The sequence below is a fragment of the Streptomyces rubradiris genome, assembly GCF_016860525.1.
In the GTDB taxonomy this organism is placed as follows: Bacteria; Actinomycetota; Actinomycetes; order Streptomycetales; family Streptomycetaceae; genus Streptomyces; species Streptomyces rubradiris.
The window spans coordinates 794,627-811,171 of the sequence record NZ_BNEA01000015.1 but is presented as its reverse complement, the minus strand read 5'-3'; the positions used below and the strand labels follow the sequence as shown (position 1 = coordinate 811,171).

General features: G+C 68.0%; 9 protein-coding genes. 2 read left to right on the top strand and 7 right to left on the bottom strand.

The window, feature by feature from the left end:
• Positions 1–26: 26 nt before the first annotated feature.
• Positions 27–1,649, bottom strand: coding sequence for a hypothetical protein (locus Srubr_RS16875; RefSeq protein ID WP_189989333.1), 1,623 nt, complete (start codon positions 1,647–1,649; stop codon positions 27–29).
• A 134-nt stretch (positions 1,650–1,783) separates the two neighbouring features.
• Between Srubr_RS16875 and Srubr_RS16870 the strand changes: the two genes are divergently transcribed.
• Together Srubr_RS16870 and Srubr_RS42020 are read left to right on the top strand one after the other, a co-directional pair.
• Entirely contained in the window at positions 1,784–2,323 is a 540-nt protein-coding gene (locus Srubr_RS16870; RefSeq protein WP_229926391.1) for a Uma2 family endonuclease, read from the top strand.
• A 719-nt stretch (positions 2,324–3,042) separates the two neighbouring features.
• Complete coding sequence (locus Srubr_RS42020) at positions 3,043–3,636, top strand: DUF397 domain-containing protein (protein ID WP_373313328.1); 594 nt, start codon at positions 3,043–3,045, stop codon at positions 3,634–3,636.
• Here the strand turns inward: Srubr_RS42020 and Srubr_RS16855 are convergent.
• The 6 genes from Srubr_RS16855 to Srubr_RS16830 all read right to left on the bottom strand — a co-directional run bounded on the left by Srubr_RS16855 (position 3,609) and on the right by Srubr_RS16830 (position 16,416).
• Positions 3,609–5,777, bottom strand: a complete 2,169-nt coding sequence (locus Srubr_RS16855; RefSeq protein WP_189989329.1) for a hypothetical protein — start codon at positions 5,775–5,777, stop codon at positions 3,609–3,611. The genes Srubr_RS42020 and Srubr_RS16855 overlap by 28 nt on opposite strands.
• Before the next feature lie 156 nt (positions 5,778–5,933).
• Positions 5,934–6,077 carry a hypothetical protein gene (locus Srubr_RS16850; RefSeq protein ID WP_189989327.1) on the bottom strand — a complete coding sequence of 48 codons (144 nt, stop codon included), beginning with the start codon at positions 6,075–6,077 and terminating at the stop codon, positions 5,934–5,936.
• Between the two features lie 158 nt (positions 6,078–6,235).
• Complete coding sequence (locus Srubr_RS16845; RefSeq protein ID WP_189989325.1) at positions 6,236–10,549, bottom strand: Eco57I restriction-modification methylase domain-containing protein; 4,314 nt, start codon at positions 10,547–10,549, stop codon at positions 6,236–6,238.
• Positions 10,546–13,764: a DISARM system SNF2-like helicase DrmD gene (drmD, locus tag Srubr_RS16840; protein WP_189989323.1), complete on the bottom strand. Its 3,219-nt coding sequence runs from the start codon at positions 13,762–13,764 to the stop codon at positions 10,546–10,548. Before drmD ends, Srubr_RS16845 begins: the two co-directional genes overlap by 4 nt.
• Positions 13,765–13,904: 140 nt before the next feature.
• On the bottom strand, positions 13,905–15,386 hold the full coding sequence (locus tag Srubr_RS16835) for a serine/threonine-protein kinase (RefSeq protein WP_189989321.1): 1,482 nt from the start codon (positions 15,384–15,386) through the stop codon (positions 13,905–13,907).
• Between the two features lie 91 nt (positions 15,387–15,477).
• Positions 15,478–16,416, bottom strand: coding sequence for a serine/threonine-protein kinase (locus Srubr_RS16830; protein WP_189989319.1), 939 nt, complete (start codon positions 16,414–16,416; stop codon positions 15,478–15,480).
• Between the last annotated feature and the right edge of the window lie 129 nt (positions 16,417–16,545).

Sequence of the window (16,545 nt, the reverse complement as noted above, 5' to 3'; positions counted from 1 at the left end):
GTTCACAAGTTACTAGCGTAGAGTCCTCAGAAGAGCGTGTCCTCGCGAGGGAACAGGGTGCCGTCGGCGAACTCCCAGCCGTCGTGGGAGTCGGCATCGGCCGGGGCCCCGGCTGCGGCGTTGTCGGTGGGGGATGGAGACGGTGGGGTGCCGTCGGGTTCCGGCGCGATCAGGGCACCCAGCGCCCCCGGCTCACCGCCGGTCATCGCATCCAGTCTCCGCACCGCCTTGTCCCGCATGGCTGTCCGCAGGGCCGGCGGAATCGGCACGCTCACCATCCTGAGCATGCGGTAGGCGCCGCTCGCGTCCTGGATCAGGAAGCCCAACTGCGCACGTCCGGCCCGCGAGAGCACCAGCAGTTCGCACATCTCGTGCGCGTCGTCCTCGTCGTAGCGGAACCGCATGTGGAGGCTCTGCGCATCGGGGTCGTGCTTGGGGAACCCGACCAGCATGTCGTTGGGGTCGTCGAGCGTACGGTGCCCGATGCGCACCTGGCCGTCGTGCTTGAAGCGCAGGGCCGCCGCCGACTCCATCCCGGCCTCCGCGACATACAGCCACCACGGCTGCGAGCCCACCACCCCGGTCCAGCCGAGCTGTCCCGCCTCGGAGAAGACCTGCCCGACCATGGCCATCCACTCCGGTACGAGGGCGCGCGGGCGCTCGGCGGGTTTCAGCGGCGCATAGTCCTCCTCGGTGAAGACGGGCGTGGGCAGAGCGGGATCGCCTGGGGCACACCAGATCTCCGCGTACTGCCGCAGATACGCCTCGGCTCGGGCCGCTTCCTCGGTGCCGAGGTCGAGGTGGGCGTGCTCCAGCGGAGTGAGCCGCGGGACGAACTCGTCGTCCAGCCAGCGCAGATACGCCCTTCCGGCATCGCGCAGGGAGCGAGAGGAAGCCACGAGATCGGCAGGGAGGACCTCGCCTCCGGCCTCCAGGTTGCCCTCGATCACGATGGTGAGCGCCTCGGCGAGTGCGCGTTCCCGGTGGATCAGCGCCAGGTGGGGAACATACGTCAGTTCGTCGGCGCATTCGGAGGCGTAAGCGTCGATCTCCTCGGCCAGGCCCGGAGTGCGCTCCAGGATGACGCGGGCGAAGGCGGCTTCCCTGCTGCCGGAGTGTGCGTCGAGGTAGGCGAAGTACCCGCACCAGTCACCGTCGTCCGATCCGTCGGCGGGGCCGAGCCCGCGCCGCCAGATGCCGTCACTGTCCAGGGACCACCGCTCCCGCAACTCGCTGTGCACCTGCGGCCAGCCCACCGCCTCGGCCCGCATTCGGGCCCAGTGAGCGAGCAGGCCTTCACCGAGAGGCTCGCGCCACCAGGAGTGGAGCAGCGGGGAGGTGGGGTGACGGAGAGCGGTCCACAACTCCTCCACCTCCGAAACACGCTCAGGGGCCTGCACCCCTTGAGGCCCGGCGAGGCGCACCAGGTCGCCGGCCACGAAAGCGATCTCCCGCCGCTCCATGTCGGCCTGCGCGGCCCGTGCGAGCACGGTGGCGGCGAGCAGCTCATGAGAACCGAGGTCGTGCGGGACGGCGGCGTGAATTGTGGGGGAGATGCGTCGGAGGATGCCCGACAGGTGTGCGGCGAGGTCGTCGAACCAGTCGTGGCGCAGGGCGTAGAAGGTGGAGGTGGTCCCATGGGGCGTCATGAAGGAACATTACGTCTGTTGACTCAGTTCACACAAGGCTCGGCTTCGGGGTGGACGGAGGGATGATGGAAAGATCCCGCTACTCTCCTCCCACCCGTCATAATGCCCCCAGGAGGTGAGCTGCCGTGAGCGTCATGAGCGATCTGATCGAACGGGGCGCTGTCCCCGAGGGGTACAAGGTCGAGGTCTTCGACGGGAGGGTGATCATGACGCCGCAGAGCCCGGAGCAGGACTGGACCGTCTCCGACGTCAAGGACGCGGTCAAGGCTGCGGGCATCGCCCGGGAGCGGGTCTTCGGGGACGTGCTCATCACCTTCCCCGGCGAGAATGACGCGGCGCCCGACCTGACGATCATCGGCTTCGACGCCGAGCGCCGGAAGAACAGCTACTCCTGCGTCGACGTGCTGGCCGTGGTGGAGGTCCCGTCCGAGCCGGAGGACGAGAAGGACTACGTCAGGAACGTCCGGAAGTATGGGCGGTTCGGCATCGACGTCTACATGATCGCCGACCCGTTCAAGCAGGCGGTCACGCTGATGTCTGAGCCGCACGCCGCCGGGTACGGGCGGGTGCTGGAGATCCCGTACGGCGAGCCGGTCAGCTTCACGCTGGCGACCGGGGAGCGCGTGAAGGTCGACACGAGTACGTTTCCCGTGCGGGACGCGCAAGAGGGATGATGCCGCCGGGGCGCTGCCCGCGGTGTCGATCACGGGATCACCTAGCCCACACGGTCTTGACGAACGCGTCGCGCGGCTCGCACCCCCAGCGATCGGCGAAGGCCTCGACCAGTAGCAGGCGCGGCCTGAGTGGGCGGGGGCATCGGTGGAGATGGTTGCCGTCGGGGGCCTGCTGCTCGGTGACGGCGGAAGTAGGTCGGGGCGGGTGTCGCTGACCTCCACGTGGGCCCGGTCGGCCGTGACGAAGAGCCGGACCTCGAAGTCGCGGCCGCGTGTACGGCCGTGGGTCGCCGCGTTGGCGGCGAGTTCGGGCGGTGATCGTGGCGAGGGCAAGTGCGGCGGGAGCGGACTGCGGCAGGCCCCGTGATTCCAGTTCCTGAGTGACGAGCAGACGGGCGAGTCGGGCGCCTCGGGGCGTGGAGCTGAAGAGGGCGCGGAGTTGAGGGCTGGGGGTGGTGGGTGTGCTGGGTTGAGGGGCGGTTGCCGGGGAGGCGGGAGACGGTGCGGAACGTGGGGAAGATTTCGACTTCATAGGGTAACCGTCCCGTCGCGCAGATATCCTGACCAGGTCGGACTGCCGTACTCGGTCCCGGTGTACGGGCTGGAAACTGATCTGTACGGGTTCCCGCCCGTGACCGGGGCGGGGATGCGGCGTTCAACTGGGGCTGGAACTTCAGCAACTGGGGGTATGGACGCGTGGCGGTCACAGCACGGGGGTCATGGGGAGTTCGGGCGCTCAGGTGATCCCGCGACGCAGGACGCGGGCCGAAGACGAGGACAACCCGGCCATCTGGATCGCGTACGGCAAGCTGGTCAAACTCTTCCGCACCAAGAAGGGGCTCACTCAGCAGGAACTGGCAGACGCTGTCGGCTACTCATGCGAGCAGGTGGCCTCGATCGAGCAGGGTCGCCGACCGGCGAAGGCCGCGTTCACAGAGGCGGCGGAGCGTGTTCTTGAGGCGGGCGGGGTGCTTGCGGAGCTCCAGGAGGATGTGGACCGGGCCAAACTACCCAAGTTCTTCGGGGACTTTGCGGGGATCGAGGCGGAGGCGGTGAGTCGGTTCGCTTACGATCCTCGAGCAACTTGCAGGAGCGGCATGAGCAAGGGGCAGGCCACGGGTGGCAACGGCAGGTTGACGTGGCGGAAAAGTAGTTACAGCGGCTCGGGCGGAGGCGATTGCATCGAGGTCGCCGAGACGCTCGGGACGATCCTCGTACGCGACTCCAAGGACAAGCGAGGGCCGAAGCTGTTCCTCGCTCGGGAAGCCTGGGTGGCCTTCCTGCCCTACGTCGGGGGCGCCTCGGCCCGCTGACCGCCCTGCGCCATCGGCACGAGGCGAGGCGGCAGGGGACGCGGCGGGTCAGCGTACGTCGCATGGGCCCGTTCTTGTTCCCTGCGCCAGACCATGAGGAGCACCTCGTTTGAGTGCGGGACAGCGAGGCCGAGGTCGCTGAGGAGCCGGCGGAAGAACAGAACGGGGCCGCCGTCGGGCGCGGTGACGAGGGCAGAGAGCAGGGGGACGTCCGGGCTCACTGAGCGGTCTATTGCCGTCAGCATCCGACGAAGCGTGTCGTCCGGGAGCGTGCGACCGCCTTCCAGATCGAGGAGGGGGATGGTCTCCCCGAGGCTCGCCGTTCGGACCAACTGCCGCCTGAGCCGTTCTTCTGCCTTGCTGGCCGAAGTCTTGGATGGCGTCGAGGACGTGGCCGGCACGGGGGTAACGGGAGCGCCGGTGGCAGGCACGGCAGAGAGTGATTCCTCGTTCGGTGGATTGCGTCGGCGCTCGTACTTGATCAGGATCTCTTCCTCTTTGATCGTGCGACGGAGCAGTTTGATCTGGACCTCAAGCAAGTGCGTGACGTGGTTACCGGCCAGTGAGGCGAGGCGAGTTCTCTGTTGCTGTGGCATAGCCTGCGCTAGCGCTGGTCGGCCGTGAAACGACAGCCATGCCTCTGCATCGAGAAGCACTTTGTTCTCGACCTTCTTCTTTTTCCCTGCCAACTGCGTCAGCCGAGCGCGGAGTTCGCGATACTCGTCAATGAGGGTCTGCACTCGCGCCATCGTGCTTTCGCTGGGGGGAATTACCCTGATGGGAGCTTTCGAGGAACCGCTCCCGACAGTGCCCGACCCGCGTCTCGTCGACTGCTTTGTCACCGCCTGGCCGTCGGCCTGCGAGCGCGACGGCTGCTTCCGAGTTGGAGACAGGTCCAGACGCGGTGGCATGGCCCGCGGCGGCCGACTGTACGCGGCGAAGGCCCGTTCGGCTTCGACGGACGCCCACTCCGGGATCCAGGGCGAAGACTGAGCGAACCCTACTCCAAGGCCGGCAAGCACCTGGTCCAAGTAAGGGAGGGGGTGTCTCCCCTGGCGTATGAGAGCGGACAGGACCGGGACGTTGCCCCAGAGCGGGGTGTCGACCTCGACAAGGAGATCGCGGCGCTCATGTTGGCTGAGGTCATCGAGTTCACACCCGACGGCCTGCGCCAACTGCGGCCATGTCGTTGTGGTCGCCTCGCACGCGCACTGCATGAGAGCTTCACGCACCGCCATGATGAGGTCGCTCCGGTTGAGGGCGGTAGACGCCTGGGGCTGCGCTGCGTCGTCCTGGTGAGCGGAAGGCTGGGCCTGGGTCTGGGACTCGGCGCCTTGTTGCGGGGTAGTCGTCGCGTTGCGCGGGGACAGGACCGGTGCGGCGGTCGGAGTGTCGGAGACCGGAGCCGGTGTCCACAGTCCGGTGCGCTGGGCTTCGTGGGCATCGAGTCGGAGATACCGGTTGGCCCGGATAGCCCACCCGCCATCCTCCGTGACGAGCATCCGAGCGGAGTCGGGGATGCGGTAGACGTGCTCGACTGGAGGCAGATCCGTATCGCCGGGCAGGGAGAGCAGGGCACGGACGATGGGGCTGTCGGTGGGCCTGACGTCCGCGACGACGAGGTGCCGGTCATCGGCGGCGAAGGGGGAGGAGATGGGGACCTCGGCCTCGGGTACCAGTGCGAAGAGCAGGCTGCCGAGGATCGGGAACGACGGCGGTTTCGGGCGGGGGAGGGGCAACCGGATCGTCTCTACATCCGGTGTGGAGAGCCCGTTCGGGGTCAACACGCACTCGTCGAGCGGGGTCCATTGGATCTGACGGTCCTGGGTCTCGGCCCCGATGTGCACACGGCGCTCGCCGCCCACGGTCTCGCTTCGCACGCGCAGGCAGAAGCCGTGGCGGCCGGCGAGGTCCCGGGTGACGGGTGTGTCAGGTCCGAAGACCCAGTCGAGGTCGTCGGCGTCACCGGCGAGTTCGTCGACAGCACGTCGCCAGGCGCGGTGGTCGAGGGAGGCGAGCTGGAAGCGGAGGCGGCGCCGGGAGTCAGGAAGGTGCACGTCCACGGCGTCGCCGGGTCCGGTGCCGAGGTTCCTCGTCTGTACTGTGCCGCGCACCTTCTCCTTTTCGAGCAGCCGCTGCACAGCACGCTTGATGAACAGGTGGTCGGCACTGGATTCGCCGTTCGCGGTGCGGTGGCAGGTCGGAGCGCTGGGGTGGTGGGCGAAGTGACAGACCTTGTCGGTGTACCGCTTGTCGCTCAGCTCACCACCACATCCGCCGAGTTGGATGCCGCACCACTAGGTGTAGCTCGGGTGCGCCTTGCGCCAGAGGTCCAGCTCGTACGCGTCCATCGGCAGGATGACCGGATGGTCGGAGTTCGCGTGACCGATGACGCCGGTCTGGACGAGGCGGTGGTCGAAGCCGACGTCGGATGGGGACATGGGGCCTCGCGGTGGGGGTCTCGGTGTGGCGGTCGCAGGTGGCGACTGCGATGGTGGGTGGCCGGTTCTCTGCTTGCCGATAGCTGCAGCTATCGGCAAGCAGAGAACCGGATGTGCGGTCAATCAGGGCCTGGCACTGAGCTGACTGATGGCGTACTTCAGAAGATGGTGCCCTCGGGCCGGAAGAGGCCGCCGTCTTCGAAGTCGACGGTCGCGGTCTGCTTCTGCTCCGCCTTCTTGCGCTGGGCTTCCTCGGAGGGTGGAGGCATGTCTGGGTACTTCTTCGGCTTCTTGTGCAGCCCGAGGAAGACCTCATCAGCGTACGCCTGGTGGTTGAGCTGGCGAAGCCGGTCGATGATCTCGGTGCGGGCGAGCAGGCCGATGGTGTAGCGCGTGCCCTGGTCCGTCTCGTGGAAGCCGTGGTCGAGAGGGAAGGTCTCGTGGGTGGGGTCTGTGGGCGGCGTTGACCCAGTCTCGTCCAGCAGATCGCGCCAGCCGTAGGCCTCGACGGTGGCCTTGTCGATCTCCTGGTGAATACTGCGGAGTTGAACAATGTCCTCATCCTGACAGGCGGGGTCATGCAAGAGGCTGTACGTGCCTGTCAGGCCGATGTTGCGGCGCATCATGAGTTCGCTGCGGTGCTTGTGCAGGCGAGTTCCGGCTGTGCGAAGGCGATCGTTAAGGTGTGGGTAGATAAATGGCTCGAAAACGTCGGTGGGTGTGTAGCGGAGGTCTCCCTTCATGGTGGACGCACGATCGATCGCCCACCAATAGTGGACAGCGCTGCTGAGAACGGACAGAAATGCGTAGTCATCCGAAGCGAAGACGACAGTTGCATCGCTGAAGACCTGCCCAGTCGGCACCATGACCGGCATAACCACCTTGCTCACGCGGGTGATAACGATGCAGCGGTCCAGTGGCGCGATAGCAGCAACCATTGACTTTTGCTTCTCGCCGTATTGCCACCAGCGTTCGCGATAGACTTTTCTCTTGTTCAAATCCCGCTCTGGTTTTACCAGGGCCTCGACCTGGTTGAATGCGAGTGGGAACTCCATGGCTTTGTGGAGTGGCCAGTCGTGGAAATTGATGATCCAGCGATCTGTTCCATGCTCGGGGTGGCTGTTTAGGTCCTGGCCGTTTATGTATGGGAAGAGCACTTCCGAGTACCGGGTATCCTCGCTGATCCAGGATTTAGCTCTGGTCTCAGGCAAGGTAAAACCAAGCCCCAACACTAGCGAGCCGATGTGGGAGAGCTGACTGTTGCGGCGCAGGGGCTCCGCCCATGACGCCTCCCGCGTGGCGGGATTCAGCGACGTAGCAATCCCGTTCGGTACCACGGTCCCGTCAATTACTCTGTTGGCGTTTTTCGCCATTAGTCCTGAACTGGTCCAGATCGCGCAGTATTCAAGCATCGCGGAAGCAGAAGGCCACGGTGCGCTTTTCACTGCTCGGCGAATCTCAACCCCGGCGGCGTGAAGTTGATCCAATCCGACTTCGCGGGTATCTCCTTGCGCCAAGGTGTTGGTTGCGATTAGGCCGCTCTGCCCATTGCGGTTCAACAGGTCATGTGCGCGCAATGTGAAATAGGATACCAAATCTGCGCTGCCGCGCTTACTGTTAGCGAGAAAGTCGACCATGTATTCTCGGTAGGCTTCGCCGAGCGCGCCAGTGAGCTTCTTTCCCCCCAAGAAGGGTGGATTGCCGACCAAGGCATCAAATCCACCCCTCTCTGTAAACACTTCCGCAAACTCCAATGGCCAATGAACCGAAATCCGCCGCATCCCACCGTTGGGCAGCTCACTATCCAGCCAAGCCCGCGCCTGCGCCCGAGCCTCCCGAACCGTCGCCGAATTCTCTGCCACGGATTCAGGCACAACCTCCCGAGCCACCCGAGCAGCCACCGGAAACAGATCCCGAAGCCGTTCGCCGCCCTCCTCCTCGTACCAGGGCACCCGCCCCGAGGCGCATGTCGCCAGCGCAGCCCCTACGACCAGATCCCCCACCAGCCGCAGCTTGGCCGTCTTCTTCCGGATCTCCTCCAGCAGTTCCCGCTTCTCCGCCAGAGCCTGTGTCCCGTCCCCCTTCTCCGTGATGGCGTGCCGCAACGCCACCACCTCACTTACCAGCCTCTCGGTGTCGGCCGCAGCTCCCAACAGGTCACCCTTGGCCACATCCAGGTGCACAGCCTTCAACTGCTCCAGTGAAGTGACACCCAGCAGCGAATCCCCCGCCACCAACCGGTCATCCAGAAACGTGAACGGCCGCTCCGGGTCCATCGACACCAGCCACAGCGACAGCTTTGCCATCTCCACTGCCATGGGGTTGATGTCCACCCCATACAGGCAGTGCTCGATGATCTGACGCCGGGCCTCGATCACCACCGGGTCGGACTCCGCGTCCGCCGCCGTGACCTGGTCCACGTCCTGCCCGGCCCGATAAGCGACCGCCTGCTCGCGGCCCTCCCGAGCCCACGCCTCGATCAACCGGTCGCCTAGATAACGGCAAGCCGCCACCAGGAACGCCGCCGACCCCATCGCGATGTCGGCGACCTTCAACTCAAGGATCTGTTCCGAGGACTTCGGCACCCAAGCCGACTCATCCGCCGTCTGAAGCGGCCCCGGCTCATACACCAGCGGCTCCAGCGCATGCCGGACGACCTCCTCCGCCAGCGACCGAGGCGTGTAGTGCGTCCCCGTGTTCTTCCGCAGCGACGACTCCGTGACGAACAGCGCGCCCGCCGGAATCACCACCGGCAGGTCCCGCAGATCGCGCCGCAGGACCCCGAAGAACGGCACCAGCCGCTCCGTGAGGTCCGCGTCCTTGCACGCGGCCTGCAGGAGCCGCTGCGCCTCCGTGACTTCCTCCGGCTTCCCGGGCGCCAGCAGCTTCTCCAGTTTCGCCACGCTCGCCGGCGGCTTCGGGTCCTTCCACTTGTCGTAGATCTTCTTGGCCAGCGTCTTCACGCTGCCCCTCGACTCCGCCGCCAGCGCCTCCAGCTCCCGCAGCGGAACCTCGTGCTCCATGCCGGCCGGCCCGATCAGGCCAACCATCGTCTCCACGGCACGCTCACCGTCGTACGACAGCAGACCCTCGTACACGTAACCGATCTGCTCGACGTTCAGCGCCCGGAAGCTCAGCGTGCGCGTCTCGCGCTGTCGCCCGGTGCCGACGCGGACCTCCTGCACTGCCTGGAGCATGTGCAGGACCGTGCGGTCGTCGATGGGGAGGAGAGGCGAACTCTTCTCCAGCCAGGGGTATTTGTCCGGGTCGAAGATCGAGCCGTCGTACGCGGGGAGTTCGAGTTCCGGGTGCTTCACGCCGCCGTGCACCGCGTGGAACAGGGCGATCAGGCGGTGCCAGGCCGCCGTCGTGTGCTCCAGTGACGCCTCGCCTTCCGCGTCCGCCCGTGCCTTCAGCTCAGCGCGCAGGAAACGTGCGGAGTACGACTTGGCGTACACCTCGTTGTCCGCCGGGAGCAGGCCGCGCTCCTCGGCGAACAGCAGGAACACCACCCGCATCATCACCGCGACCGCAGCTCGGTAGACCTCGCTCGCCTCGACCCCACTCGCCCGCAATCCCGGCGCGCCGTTCTCCATAGCCCTCGCATCAGCACGGCCGATCGCGTCCACCAGCAGCTCGACAGCCTGGCGCACCTGCACACCGAGCGCGTCCGTGACCTCGTCGCCCGCGTCCAGGCTCTTCTTCAGCAGGCCGACCAGCGTCTCGGACTCGGCGTACTCGAAGAAGCGGCGACGGCGCAGGAGCGACACGAAGGCGCGTACGACGTTGCGTTCCGCGGCCTCGTTCCAGCCGATGGCGTCGAAGACGGCCGTCGTTGTGACGCCGCCGACCGGGGCCCAGACCAGGCACCACCAGCGGCCGTCCGTGAGCAGGCCGAGTGAGACGCCGTGGTGGCGCAGGAGGCGGGCCAGGCGGTCCGCGTGGCTCGCCGACCAGTCGTCGCCCCACGCCGGGCGCGCTGTCGGGGCCGTGCCCGCCGGTACCAGCATGCCCAGCACGCGGACGCGCTCGGCCGCCGAATCTGTGTCCGGCTCGGCCGCGATGTCCGTACCCGGCTCGACGAGGGCGAAGTCCGCGCGCAGGCGGGCTCCGTGCTCGGGGACATCGACCGTGAAGCGGTCCAGGACCAGGTCCGGTACGTCCTCTGCCTCACCCTGACGCAACACCAGCGCGTCGCCCCACTCCAGGAGCGAGCGCAGGACGTACGCCACCCACTCATCGCGGTGGGCGGTCGTGTCCGTCTGCCAGTCGGCGTGGTGGGCTCGCAGACGGGTGCGCTGGTCCTTGTCGAGGGCGTCGAGCTGGGGCCAGGCCTCCAGGAGCACCGGCATGGTGAGGAAGGGGCCGGAGACCTCGGTGAGGTCGAGCCACTCCTGGTGCTGGGCTCGGCCGTCGAGCGCCTTGGCCTTGGCGGCGGCGAGTCCTCGGGAGACGGCAGGGCGGGGGCTCATCGGCGGGCTTCCTTTGTGGGGATCACGAAGACGACGGCGACGGGGAAGAGGTGGGAGCGCGGCTCCTCGTAGCGGGCGGCGATGGCGGCGAGTTCGCGTTCGCGTTCGGCGGGGATCTCCCGGATGCGGGCCTCCCACCGGTCCCGGTCCTCGCGGTACTGGCGCTGCTCGGCCGTGGTCACCTCGCGGGTGCCGAAGAGCGCGATCTGCTCGCCGGCGTCGTCGCCCTCTTCCTTGAGTTTGGCGCGCAGGGTGGCCTCGAAGCGGTCGAGGGTGGCCTGGATGCGGGCCTCCTCCTCGCCGCGGCGGTTGGCGAGGGCGGTCTCCAGGGAGGCGCGGCGTTCGCGGGCGCGGGCGGTGAGGGAGTCGTGCAGGGGGTCTTTGAGTTTGGGCCAGGCGTTCACCATCTCCTGGCGCAGGGGGGCGGAGGCCTCGGTGCCGTCGGTGAGGGCGCGGGCCAGGGCGGCGCCCTGGGTGCGGACCGAGTCCCAGCGGCGGAAGCGGCCCGTGTCGCCGAACCAGCCTCCCGCGTAGAGGATTTCCTCGTGCAGGCGGGTGCCGTCGGAAGCCACGAGTACGTAGCGCGCGTAGGCCGAGACGAGGGTCGTCTGGATGTCCGGGTCGTCCGTGACGACCGCCGTGACGCGGTGCAGGCCCACGCTGTCCGCGTTCCACACGGCCGCGGTGAGCAGTCTTGTGGAGAGAGCCACCAGCGGATGCTTGAGGTGGGCGAGGACGATGTCGTCGCGGCCCTGAGCGGCGATCTGCGGGTCGAAGGTGACCGGACGCAGTTCGGTCGGGCGCAGGCGGTGGGCCAAGCCGCGCGTGGCCCGCTCCCATGTGCCGGACAGGGGCGGGACCTCGTACAGGCCTCCGTCGAAGTCCTCGCTGTAGTACGGCGTGAGCGGCTGCTGGTGGTCCAGGGCGAGCGCGGTGTCGACCACGCGCTTGATATTGGCCGGGGTCAGGCCCAGCGCGTCGACCGTCTCCTGGTACTGGTCGGCGAGGCGCTTGGCCTGCGCGGTGACATTCTGCTCCGAGGCGATGTCGCCGCCGGTGCGCCGTCCGGCGATCTGCTTCGGCTTGGCGTCCTCGATGTCCACGGGGGTCTGGTCGCCCGTCATGCGGCGCTGTACGGCGTCGGCGATGACGGCGTTGACGGAGCCGAGGTCCGCTTCCATCCGGGCGACCTTGCGGGCGACACGGGAGAGGAACTCCAGGTCCGCCTCGTAGGAGCCGGCCGTGGCTTTCTCCCAGCCGGCGCCGATGAAGTGGGTGATCTCCGGGTCCTTCTTCTGGCCCCAGCGGTCGATGCGGCCGATGCGCTGTTCGAGCTTGTTGGGGTTGAAGGGGATGTCGTAGTTGAACAGCCGGTGGCAGTGGTTCTGGAGGTCGATGCCCTCGCTGGCGGCGTCGGTGGCCAGCAGGATGCGGACCTTGCCCTCCTCGGTGGCGGGGTGGGCCTGGAAACCCAGCCGGATCTTCTCGCGCTCCTCGGTGCCCAGGCCGCCGTGGAGGACTGCGACCCGGCCGCCGTCGCTGAGCTCGTGCTGCTGGAGCAGGTTGAACAGCCACTTCTGGGTGTCGCGGTACTCGGTGAAGACCACGACACGCTCGTTGGTCCAGTGCTGGTCCGGGCGGCAGATCGCCTTGAGCTCGCGGATCAGCACCTCGGCCTTGGAGTCGGCGGCGGCCTCGTGGGTGAGGGCCCAGCGCTCCATCTGCTGGAGCAGCTTCAGCTCCTCGCCGTCCTCCTGCGGGGTCAGGCTGGTGGAGCGGGTGAGGGCGTCGTCCTCGGCGTCGGCGAGGCCGAGGTCGTCGAGTTCGGCGGCCAGGTCCGGGAACTCGTCCAGCCAGTTGGGGACTTCGGCGGCGGCGGAGCGCGGGCGACCCTTGGTGTCGTCCAGGTGTGAGAGGTAGACCTGCACGGTGTGCAGGAAGGCGGCGGGGGAGGAGAACAGGCGTTTCTTCAGCAGCAGGGTGACCAGGTCGGCTGCGCGGCGGCCACCGCGAGCCTTGGGCGCCATACGCTGCTTGCGCAGGTCGGCGAAACTGCTGAGCAGGCCGTGGACCTCGCGCTCCTGGTCCGTGTACTCGACGGGCAGTTCGCGGGTTCTGCGGGTACGGAATCGCGGGGTGCCGTCGGGGTTCATGACGCTGGACTTGAGGCGCCGGACGACCGTTTCGTCACGCGACTGCTTGTCGGGTTCGACGCCGCGGGCAAATTTCTGGTCGTCGATGAGCTCCAGCAGTGCGGTGTACGACTCGGGATAGCCGTTGTGCGGGGTGGCCGAGAGGAAGAGGCGGTGCTCGAAGTGGGGCACCAGGCGGCGGATCAGCTTGGTCTGCTGGGAGTCGACGGCGTACACCTGCTTCGGCGCGGCAGGTGCCACGTGGTGGGCCTCATCCAGGACCAGGAGGTCGAAGAAGCGGCGCCGACGCGCTCCGTTCTCCGTGGTCTCCTCCCGGGCCGGCACCACTTCGTCCAGGAGGCGCTGCGCCTTCGCGCCCCGCAGCCAGGGCAGCGAGACGATGGTCAGCGGGTGGACGCGGAAGGGGTTGGCCGCGGTGCCGTGGGTGCGGCGCAGCCGGGCGCAGTGCTCCGAGTCGACGATGGTGAAGTCGAGGCCGAACTTGTCGTGCATCTCGTCACGCCACTTCAGGGTCAGTCCGGCTGGACAGACGATCATGACCCTGCGGGCCCGACCCCGCAGCAGCAGCTCCTGCACGACCAGCCCGGCCTCGATAGTCTTGCCGAGACCCACGTCGTCGGCGAGCAGCAGGTTGACACGCGGGGCACCGACGGCGCGGGAGACGGGTTCGAGCTGGTACGGCTCGACGGCCACACCGGAGCGGAAGGGGGCCTGGAGCGTACTGACGTCGGCGGAGGCGACCGCCGACCAGCGGACGGCGTCGAGGAACGCGGCGAGACGTCCGGGTGGGTCGAACTGGCCGGTGGAGGTGTCGGGCAGCGAGCCGCGGTTCAGGACCCGGCGTCCAGGCTCGACCTCCCATATGACCGACAGGGTGTCCCCGAAGCGGCCGTCCGCGACCGACTGCAAATGGACCAGCGTCGCGGCCCGGCCGGCGACGGCGGGGGCTGCCTCGACCCGTGCCACGACCCAGCTCTGACCGCGGACCTCGACCAGCTCGCCCTCCTCCGGGAGCTGGTCCGCCACCCCTGCCTCGCGCTCCCGCCGAGCCGTCTGCGTCATGCCCGCCGCTCCCTTTCCCTTGCCGGTACGCGCCCTGTACGTACGGCGCTGAGCCTACGCAATTCGGAACACTTGGCGCGGGCTCTGAGAAGGGGAGCGTAACAGAGCTTAGGTGTGTGTGAACATAGTTCACGCATGCCTCAGGTGGCGGCGAGGAACTGATCAAAGCGGGCGATGAGCTCCTCGACCTTGGTGTGCCGTTGGTCGCTCGCAGGAAGGACGCGCCGCTGGTCGTCCCGGAGTGCGGCCAGCTGGTCGCGAGCGGGGCGAACCTGTCCGCCGCGTGCCACGAGCGAGGCGATCTCATACCGGGTGTCGAAGACCCTGCCGTCGGTGGCGCCGAAAGCATGCTGCTGCACCGGCAACATCGCCTCGAACTCGTGCAGGGCCTCCGTGGTGCGGCCGAGCTCGGCCAGGCACTTGGCCGCCCCCGCCCGGCAGGCGAGGACGTCCCGGTCGGTGGCGGGGCGGCTTCGGCGCAGCGCCCCACCCAGCTGGAAGTAACTGTCGTACGCCTGCGTGAAGTCCTCGCAGGACAACAGCAGCTCGCAGCGGGTGAGCCGCAGCGGCAGGAGCTCGGGGTCGTCCACGGGGCGCCGTGTCCTGCGCAGATGCGAGTCGATGAGCGCTGCGGCCGCCGCGTGTTCGCCGCGCCCGGAGAGCCGGCGGAGTTCCTCGGTGAGGGAGGCTGCGGAAGGGGGATCCGCGTCATCGGCAGCGGATGCGGGGCGGGGCAGAGCCGACGGGGCATCGGTGATCAGGGGTGGCTGCTGCTCGGTCCATGCCCGGGCCACCGTCTGCACTTCCTGTACCGAAGGGCGATCCCCCGGATCCTTCGCCAGCAGGCGCATCACGAGATCGGCGAAGATGTGCGGGACGCCGGGCCGCAGCTCACTCACCGGGCGGGGCTTGTCCTGGATGTGCTTGTAGACCAGGAAGAAGGGCGACGCGCCCGGCGCGATCTCGAATGGAGGCCGCCCGGTCAATGCCTCGTACAGTACGCAGCCCAGCGCGTAGAGATCACTCCGCGTGGTCGCAGGCTCGCCCAGGCCCTGTTCAGGAGAGATGAAGCCCGGGGTCCCGGGGACCTCGTTTGTCCCCGTGAGTCGTGGCTCGTCCGGGTCGGGTTCCAGGGCGGATGCGATCCCGAAGTCGAGGACCTTGACGGTGTTGTTCCCCGTGAGCATGAGGTTCGACGGCTTCAGATCGCGGTGGACGACGCCGATGCGGTGGGCGTGTGCCAGGACATCGGCGGTCTGCACGGCCACGAGCGCGGCCAGCCGGACGGGGAGTGGGCCCTGTGCGCGGAGACGGGCGGACAGGGTCTGCCCGTCGACGAGTTCCATGGCGATGTACAACGTCTCGCCGTCGTGACGGCCGGTCTCGAACACCGCCGGTACGCCAGGGTGCCCGATCCGGGCCGTGAGCTGCGCCTCTCGCGCGAAACGGCGCTCAAGGCGGGTGAGGCCCCCGTCCTGGCCTCCGCCCTCCCCCTTGGAGCGTAGGAGCTTCACCGCGACCACCCGGTCCAGCTGAAGATCTCTGGCCGCCCAGACCTCCCCCATACCGCCACGCCCGAGGCGGTCGCCGAGTTCGTAACGCTCCCGGATGACTGTTCCCACGCCTCTTCGGCCCCCTGAGTCCCGTCTGTGCGTGCGCCCTCTCCCGGCATCTTCTCACTTGCCCCGGGCAACTGCGCACGTAGCGGCCGCATCACAGTGGGTAAGGACCCTGCGGCAGGACGAACGGACGGGCGGGGTCCTCGGGGCCGAACCGGTGCGCCGCCGAGAGCCCCGCCGAGGAGGCGGGCAGCCAGGGGCCGAGGGCGGTGTAGACATCGGCCGCCGAGCCGGGGCGGTCGTCACGTTCCTTGGCCATGAGTGAGAAGAGCAGCGCCTGCAGGCGGTCCGGCACGTCCACACCGAGGTCCGATAGTGCGGGCGGGGGCTGGTTCAGGTGCCGGTGCAGCACGGCCATGGGCGCGCCGGGCGGGAACGGAGGGGCGCCTGCCAACAGGTGGTGCAGCAGGCAGCCGACGCTGTAGAGGTCACTGCGGCCGTCCAGAGGCGGTTCCCCGGACAGCAGCTCGGGGGAGGCGTACAGGAGGTTGCCTGGTTGCTGCCCGGTCGCCGTGAGAGTGGGGCCGTTGTCCGCCACCAGCTTCACCAGCCCGAAGTCGAGGATCTTCACGACGCCGTCGCGGCGGATCATGACGTTCTCGGGTTTGAGATCGCGGTGCACGAGCCCCGCCGCATGCGCCGCGGCCAGACCGGCACAGATCTGGGCCCCTGTGGCGGCGGCCGAGTGCACGTCGAGCGGCCCGCGCTCGTCCAGTGCTTCACCCAGCGTTGCCCCCTCCACGAGCTGCATCACGAGCCAGTGCTCGCCGTCAGTGACGCCCGCGTCGAATACGGTCGCGACATTGGCACTGTCCAGTGCCGCGGCGGCCCTGGCCTCACGGTCGAAGCGGCGTCGGAAACGCTCCTGGTCGTCAGGGTCGGCCTCGGGATCCACGATGACCGTCTTGACGGCGACCCGGCGCCCCAGCCGCAGGTCACGCCCCTCCCAGACGCGTCCCATGCTGCCCCGGCCGAGCGGGCGCTCCAGGCGGTAACGCTCCCCGAGCACGGGGCCTTTGTGTGGGGTGGGCATGGCCTTCCCTCTCCTACTCCGCCGAAGACTGCCGACCGTGGTCTTCCACGACCTCGTCCGCCGCGTGTGGTGGACTCCGTAAGGAGCGATCGTATGGCCAGATGCCATCCGATTCGGCGCTTTGCGGAC

What these genes read in the sequence shown, in the direction of transcription:
- Srubr_RS16875 (WP_189989333.1), bottom strand. Translation starts at nt 1,649, where the DNA reads ATGACGCCCCATGGGACCACCTCCACCTTCTACGCCCTGCGCCACGAC.
- Srubr_RS16870 (WP_229926391.1), top strand. Translation starts at nt 1,784, where the DNA reads ATGAGCGATCTGATCGAACGGGGCGCTGTCCCCGAGGGGTACAAGGTC.
- Srubr_RS42020 (WP_373313328.1), top strand. Translation starts at nt 3,043, where the DNA reads ATGGGGAGTTCGGGCGCTCAGGTGATCCCGCGACGCAGGACGCGGGCC.
- Srubr_RS16850 (WP_189989327.1), bottom strand. Translation starts at nt 6,077, where the DNA reads ATGTCCCCATCCGACGTCGGCTTCGACCACCGCCTCGTCCAGACCGGC.
- Srubr_RS16845 (WP_189989325.1), bottom strand. Translation starts at nt 10,549, where the DNA reads ATGAGCCCCCGCCCTGCCGTCTCCCGAGGACTCGCCGCCGCCAAGGCC.
- drmD (WP_189989323.1), bottom strand. Translation starts at nt 13,764, where the DNA reads ATGACGCAGACGGCTCGGCGGGAGCGCGAGGCAGGGGTGGCGGACCAG.
- Srubr_RS16830 (WP_189989319.1), bottom strand. Translation starts at nt 16,416, where the DNA reads ATGCCCACCCCACACAAAGGCCCCGTGCTCGGGGAGCGTTACCGCCTG.